The 6,494-nt window shown below is 70.1% G+C and carries 8 protein-coding genes; 3 read left to right on the top strand and 5 right to left on the bottom strand.

The features are described from left to right. Together ACYVLJ_RS42385 and ACYVLJ_RS42380 are read left to right on the top strand one after the other, a co-directional pair. A partial coding sequence (locus ACYVLJ_RS42385) for an IS3 family transposase (RefSeq protein ID WP_460442930.1) occupies positions 1-811 on the top strand: 811 nt, incomplete at its 5' end. After that, the gene (locus ACYVLJ_RS42380) at positions 801-1,274 is read left to right on the top strand and encodes an IS3 family transposase (RefSeq protein WP_460442932.1); all 474 of its coding nucleotides are present in this window, start codon (positions 801-803) and stop codon (positions 1,272-1,274) included. The genes ACYVLJ_RS42385 and ACYVLJ_RS42380, both read left to right, overlap by 11 nt. A 111-nt stretch (positions 1,275-1,385) precedes the next feature. Here ACYVLJ_RS42380 and ACYVLJ_RS42375 read toward each other — a convergent pair whose 3' ends face one another. Further along, the gene (locus tag ACYVLJ_RS42375) at positions 1,386-2,099 is read right to left on the bottom strand and encodes an SDR family NAD(P)-dependent oxidoreductase (protein WP_460442929.1); all 714 of its coding nucleotides are present in this window, start codon (positions 2,097-2,099) and stop codon (positions 1,386-1,388) included. Positions 2,100-2,159: 60 nt separating this feature from the next. On the opposite strand from ACYVLJ_RS42375, the gene ACYVLJ_RS42370 reads away from it, so the two are divergent. Next, positions 2,160-2,759, top strand: coding sequence for a TetR/AcrR family transcriptional regulator (locus ACYVLJ_RS42370; RefSeq protein ID WP_460442928.1), 600 nt, complete (start codon positions 2,160-2,162; stop codon positions 2,757-2,759). Here ACYVLJ_RS42370 and ACYVLJ_RS42365 read toward each other — a convergent pair. The 4 genes from ACYVLJ_RS42365 to ACYVLJ_RS42350 form a co-directional block, all read right to left on the bottom strand. After that, on the bottom strand, positions 2,729-3,013 hold the full coding sequence (locus ACYVLJ_RS42365; RefSeq protein WP_460442927.1) for a putative quinol monooxygenase: 285 nt from the start codon (positions 3,011-3,013) through the stop codon (positions 2,729-2,731). The genes ACYVLJ_RS42370 and ACYVLJ_RS42365 overlap by 31 nt on opposite strands. Beyond that, on the bottom strand, positions 3,010-3,399 hold the full coding sequence (locus ACYVLJ_RS42360; protein ID WP_451978552.1) for a PPOX class F420-dependent oxidoreductase: 390 nt from the start codon (positions 3,397-3,399) through the stop codon (positions 3,010-3,012). The genes ACYVLJ_RS42365 and ACYVLJ_RS42360 overlap by 4 nt, the downstream gene beginning before the upstream one ends. Positions 3,400-3,411: 12 nt before the next feature. Beyond that, positions 3,412-5,136, bottom strand: a complete 1,725-nt coding sequence (argS, locus tag ACYVLJ_RS42355; RefSeq protein ID WP_460442926.1) for an arginine--tRNA ligase — start codon at positions 5,134-5,136, stop codon at positions 3,412-3,414. A gap of 69 nt (positions 5,137-5,205) precedes the next feature. Beyond that, positions 5,206-6,492, bottom strand: a complete 1,287-nt coding sequence (locus ACYVLJ_RS42350) for an MFS transporter (RefSeq protein WP_460442925.1) — start codon at positions 6,490-6,492, stop codon at positions 5,206-5,208. Between the last annotated feature and the right edge of the window lie 2 nt (positions 6,493-6,494).

The raw sequence follows: 6,494 nt of genomic DNA, 5'->3' as shown, positions 1-6,494 counted from the left end.
CTTGCGCCGGCAGGGCTTCCACGAGTGGGTCGCCGCCGAGACGGCCCGGGCCCAGCGGGCGGCGGTCGAGGCCGACCTGGTCACCTTGATCGCCTCGATTCATGCCGAGCACCGGCGCGCCTACGGGGTGCCGCGGATCACCGCGGAGCTGCACCGCCGCGGGATCGTGGTGAACCACAAGCGGGTCGAGCGGCTGATGCGCGAATACGGCCTGGCCGGGATCACCCGCCGCAAACGCCGGAACTTGACCCGGCCCGCGGCCGGCCCGATCACCCCGGTGGCTGACCTGATCCGCCGCGACTTCACCGCCACCGCGCCCGGAGAACGCATGGTCGGGGACATCACCTGCCTGCCCACCTTCGAAGGCTGGCTGTATCTGGCCACCGTCATCGACCTGCACACCCGCGAGGTCGTCGGCCACGCCATGGCCGACCACATGCGCACCGACCTCGTCTGCCAGGCGATCGACCTCGCCACCGCCCGCGGCCTCATCAACGATGACGCGGTCTTCCACTCCGACCGCGGGATCCAATACACCTCGAGCCAGTTCCGGGCCGCGCTCACCGAACACAAGATCCGGCCCTCGGTCGGGCGGGTCGGGTCCTGCTACGACAACGCCGTCGCCGAAGCCTTCTTCGCCACCCTCAAGACCGAGATCGGCACCACAATCTGGCCCACCCGCGCCGCAGCCCGCCAGGACGTGTTCACCTGGCTGCACTACTACAACCACACGAGGCTGCACTCCACCGTCGGCCACAACACCCCCACCGAAACCCGCATCAACCACTACGCTCAGGCCTCTGCCGCCTGAAAACCCGTGTCCGCCTCACCGGGGCAACTCCACCACCGTCATCGACCTGCACACCCGCGAGGTCGTCGGCCACGCCATGGCCGACCACATGCGCACCGACCTGGTCTGCCAGGCGATCGACCTCGCCACCGCCCGCGGCCTCATCAACGACGATGCGGTCTTCCACTCCGACCGCGGGGTCCAATACACCTCGAGCCAGTTCCGGGCCGCGCTCACCGAACACAAGATCCGGCCCTCGGTCGGGCGGGTCGGGTCCTGCTACGACAACGCCGTCGCCGAAGCCTTCTTCGCCACCCTCAAGACCGAGATCGGCACCACAATCTGGCCCACCCGCGCCGCAGCCCGCCAGGACGTGTTCACCTGGCTGCACTACTACAACCACACGAGGCTGCACTCCACCGTCGGCCACAACACCCCCACCGAAACCCGCATCAACCACTACGCTCAGGCCTCTGCCGCCTGAAAACCCCGTGTCCGCCTCACCGGGGCAACTCCACGTGTCGCCCCTTCAATCACGCGTGATGCCCGCTCAATCACGGTGTCCGGCCGTCGCTTCACGGGAAAGTGGCGGTCGTCAGCCGAGGGAGACCAGGCGGGCGCCGCCGTCGGCCTCCAGGACCGTGCCGGTCAGGTTGCGGTTCGTGGCCGCCAAGGCCACCACCTCCGCGACGTCGTCGGCCGTCGCCACGCGGCGGGACGGGATCGAAGCCGCCGTCTGCGCGAAGAACCCCTCCCGCACCTCCGCCGGGAAGCCGCTCCACCAGGCCGTGTCGACGACGCCCGGCGAGACCGCGTTCACCCGCCGCGGCGCCAGCTCGACGGCCAGCGGCTTGACCAGCGCTTCCACCGCCGCGTTGAGCGCGGCGATCCCCGCTGTCCCCGGCATGGCTGCCCGCGCGCTGATCGCGCCCAGCAGCGTGATCGACCCGTCCGACGCCAGGTGCGGCAGCACCGCCTGGATGGTCGTCAGGTGTGCCCAGAACTTCGCGTCGAACGCCCGCCGCAGCATCTCGAGGTCCAGCGCGTCGACCGGCCCCATGCCTTCGGCCCCGGACAGGCTCACCACCAGCACGTCGACCGTCCCCAGCGACGACGCCAGGGCACCCATCGCCGTGGCGTCGCCACCGTCCGCTTGGTGGCCGGTCAGCTCCGGATCACTCGAAGCGACGTCGTCGAGGCGCTCCTTGCCGCGCCCGGTCACGTGGACGTCGTAACCCTGCTCGCGTAGCCGCCGCGCGGTCGCCAGGCCGATGCCCGAAGTGCCGCCGGCGACGAGAGCGATGCTCATGCTGTTCCCCATTTCGAACCGGTACGTCTCGTTTCGAATTCGACGCTACCATCGGATCCCATGACCGACCAGTCCCGTCCCGGACGCAAGCGCAGCGAACAGAGCCGGCTGGCGATCCTCGCCGCCACGCTCGACCTGGTCGCGGAGGCGGGTTACGGCGCACTGACCGTCGAAGGCATCGCCGCGCGCTCCGGCGTCGGCAAGCAGACGATCTACCGCTGGTGGCCCTCGAAGGCCGACGTCCTGCTCGACGCGCTCGCGACGAAGGCGGACCTGCACGTGCCCATCCCCGACGAGGGGACGTTCCGCGCCGACCTCGCGCACTTCCTGGGCAATACGTTCGAACTCGGCGACAAAGCGCAGGTCGCGGACACCCTGCGCGCGCTGATGGCGCAGGCGCAGATCGACCCGGAATTCGGCAAAAGGTTCCGCGAGGACTTCCTCAACCGCCGCCGCGAGGCGCTCGGCGTGATCGTCGACCGGGCCCGCGAGTGCGGCGAACTGCCCGCGGGTGTCCGGCCGGGCACGGTCGTCGACGTCGTGTTCGGCACGCTCTGGTACCGGCTCCTCGCGACGCGGGAGCCGGTCGGCCGCGGCCTGGCCGATGAACTGGTGGCGCTACTGGCGGATCAGGGCGCTTCGACCGCGGAAATCCGGTAGCGCGACACGGAGGCGTCGAGGATCTGCGCCGTCTGCTCGTCCGACGGCCCGGACCCGCGGAAGCGCTCGAGGTCCTCATCGGACTCCCAGCGCTCGTACACCGTGATCCGGCCGGGGTCGAGCAGGTCGGCGCCCAGCGCGTAGTCCAGGCAGCCGGGCGCCTCCCGCGCCAGCCGGATCGCTTCGACGCAGCTTTCGAGGTACGCGTCGCGGGTTTCGGGGGCGACCGCGAGCCAGCCGGCGATGATGATCACGTCGGGTTGATCCGGTCCGGCTTGATCGTGAGCAGCAGCCGCGTCTGGTCGCGCCCGCCCCACCACGGGTACGGGCCGCCGAGGTAGCGCTGCGACAGCTTTTCGATGTGGTCGACGGCGCCGTCCTCGGTCATCTCCAGGACCTGCCCGCGGATCGCGTAGTACCGCGACGGCCGGTCGCGGTCGGCGACGTTGAGCGCCACCCGCGGGTCACGCTCGATGTTGCGCTGCTTCTGGTGGCCCAGCACGGTGTTGACGAGGATGTGCGTGCCGTCGGTGTCCACCCAGGTCTGGGTGAGCTGCGGCGAGCCGTCCGGCATCACCGTCGACAGGAAGCAGAGGCTGGGCTCGCGGAGCAACGCGAGCAGGTCGCCGGGCAGTTCCACAGTGGTCTCCCGCTAGAGCCGGTCGGGCGCTTCGATGCCGAGCAGGGAGAGCCCGAGCGCGAGCGTGGTCGACGTCAGCGTAGTCAACCTGAGCCGCGAAGCGCGCAGCGACGGCGAAGACGCCTTCAGGACCGGACATTCCTCGAAGAACCGGGAGAACGCGACCGCCGTCTCGTACAGGTACGTACAGAGCTTGTGTGGCGCGTAGCCGTCTGTCGCGGCCTTCAGTGCTTCGCCGAACCTAAGCAGCTTCAGCGCCAGAGCCCGCTCCGCCGCCGCTTCGAGCGTGATTGCCCGTCCGTCAGGCACGCCGCCGGCCTTGCGCAGGATCGACTGCGTCCGTGCGTGCGCGTACTGGAGGTACACCGAGGTGTTGCCCTCCTTGGCGAGCATCCGGTCCCAGGCGAAGACGTAGTCACGCTCGCGGTCACCCGACAGGTCCGCGTACTTGACCGCACCGATGCCCACCGCGCGGGCGACCTCGGCCTGGCCCGCCGCGTCGAGCTCACTGCGTTCGGCGACGACCGCGGCGGCCTGCGTCACGGCTTCGGCGAGCAGGTCGGCCAGCTTCACCGTGCCGCCGGCGCGGGTCCGCATGGTCTTGCCGTCCGCGCCCAGCACGGTGCCGAACCCGATGTGCTCGGCGTGCGCGGGCAACCAGCCCGCCTCGCGGCAGACGGCGAACAGCATCGCGAAGTGCTGGGCCTGAGGCGCTCCGACGACGTAGAGCAGGTCGGTCGCGCCGCGTTCGGCCGTCCAGTACCGGACCGTGGCCAGGTCGGTGGCCGCGTAGCCGAAGCCGCCGTCGCGCTTGCGGACGATCAGCGGCAGCCGGTCGCCTTCGCGGTTGCGGAACCCGTCGGGGAACACGCAGATCGCGCCGTCGCTGACTTCGGTCAGCCCGGCCTTCTCGAGGTCCTCGACCACGGCAGCGAGGTACGGGTTGTAGAAGCTCTCGCCGTAGATGTCCTTGTCCGTCAAGGAAATGCCGAGCAGTGCGTAGACCTCGTGGAAGTGCCGGGTCGACTCGGCGATCAGCTCCCTCCAGACGGCGAGCGTCTCTTCGTCCCCGCCTTGCAACAGCACGACCCGCTCGCGCGCCCGCATCGCGAAGGCCTCGTCGTTGTCGAACTTCTGCCGTGCTTCGCCGTAGAACGCGTCGAGGTCGGCGATCCCGCTCTGCCCGGCCGAGACGTCGAGGAGGTGCTCGATGAGCATCCCGAACGGCGTGCCCCAGTCGCCGAGGTGGTTGTGCGGCAGCACTTCGTGCCCCGCGAAGCGCAGCAGACGCGCCAGCGCGTCGCCGATCACCGTCGTGCGCAGGTGCCCGACGTGCATCTCCTTCGCGACGTTCGGGCTGCTGTAGTCCAGCGCGATCCGCCGGGGCGCCGCGGTTTCCGGCACGCCGAGACGGGGATCGGCGAGTAGCGTGGCCGTGCGCTCTTCGAGCCATTCTCTGCACAGCACGAAGTTGAGGAAGCCCGGCCCGGCGATTTCGGGCGGCCCGGCGATGCCGTCGAGCTCCAGGGCCCCGGCGATCGCCTCGGCTACTTCACGAGGTGGGCGCCCGAGCCGCTTGCCCAGGCTCATCGCGAGGTTGCCCTGGTAGTCGACGCCTTCGCGCGGCGACGCCTGGATCAGCGCCTGCTCCGGCGTCAGGTCGACGTCGAGTGCCCGGCCGGCGGCGGCCACCACGCGGCGCGCCAGCTCCTCGGTAACGTCGGCGGTCTGCGGCACGGTGTCCCTCCTTCGGCTCGGTCACGGAGCCCGCAGCGTAGCGAGCGTGACCGGCCGGTGACGAAGGGTTTACCGCAGCTCGCTGCCCTTGGTTTCCGGCAGCGTGAGGATCACGGCGAACGCGATCGCGGCGCCGACGGCCACGTACCAGAAGTAGAGCGTCGGCGAGACAGAGCCGAAGAGCGTGATCAGCAGGGGTGCGGTGCCGCCGAAGATCGCGACGGTCAGGTTGTACCAGGCACCGATGCCCAGCCCGCGCAGCTCGGTGGGGAAGAGCTCGCTCATGATGGCCGGCGCGATCGACGTCATCGCGCTGTACAGCCCCAGCCCGACGCAGAACACGACGAGCAGGCCGCCGATGTTCGGGCCGATCAAAGTGGACAGCGGCACGATGACCACGGCGGTCGCGCCCGACCAGACGAGCAGCTGCGGCTTCCGCCCGACCCGGTCCGCCAGCGCGCCGAGCGGGTACTGCAGCGCGATGAACAGGGCCGTGCCGACCGAAAGCGCGAGGAAGACGGCGTCGGCGTCGGCGTGCCGGCTCTTCACCGCGAACGACGTGAGCGCGCTGAAGAACGTGTAGTAGCAGAGGGTCGAGAGCATCGTGAAGCCGACGAGCCGGCCGACGGCCTTCGGGTGGTGCGTCAACGTCGTCAGCAGCGGCCGCTCGAGCTTCCGCGCCTTGGTCTTCGTCTGCTCGAACAGTTCGGTCTCGGCGATGCTCCGGCGCAGCCACAGCCCGATCAGGCCGAAGACGCCGCCGAGCAGGAACGGCAGCCGCCAGCCCCAGGACGCGAGCTGCGCCTTGTCCAGCGCCCGGGACAGGACGAACCCGAGCACGGTCGCGACCAGCACGGCCGACCCGGTCGAGATGTAGAAGAACGCCGAGTACCGGCCGCGACGCTCGCGCGGCGCGATCTCGCCGAGGTACGCCGACGCGTTCGACACCTCCCCGCCGAGCGACAGCCCCTGCGCGACGCGGGCGAGCAGCAGCAGGATCGGCGCCAGCCAGCCGACCAGCGAGAACGTCGGCAGCAGCCCGATCGCGACCGACCCGCCCGCCATCAGCAGGATGGTCAGGATCATCGCCGGCTTCCGGCCGCGCGTGTCCGCGAACCGCCCGAGCAGCACCCCGCCGAGCGGGCGGAAGAAGAACGCGAGCGCGTAGGTGGCGAACGTGTTGATCAGGGCCAGGGTGTCGTTCCCCGGTGGGAAGAACGCGCTGGCGAAGTAGATGCTGAACGTCGCGTAGATCGTCCAGTCGAACCATTCCAGCGCGTTGCCCGCGCTCGCCGCGAACAGCTTGCGCACCGGCAGCCTGTGCCGCTGCGACGCCTGCACGGTGGACTCGGTCATGG

The sequence above is a fragment of the Amycolatopsis stemonae genome (genome assembly GCF_054781455.1).
Note: the sequence above shows the minus strand (reverse complement) of the source record. Positions and strands in the feature narration are given on the sequence as shown.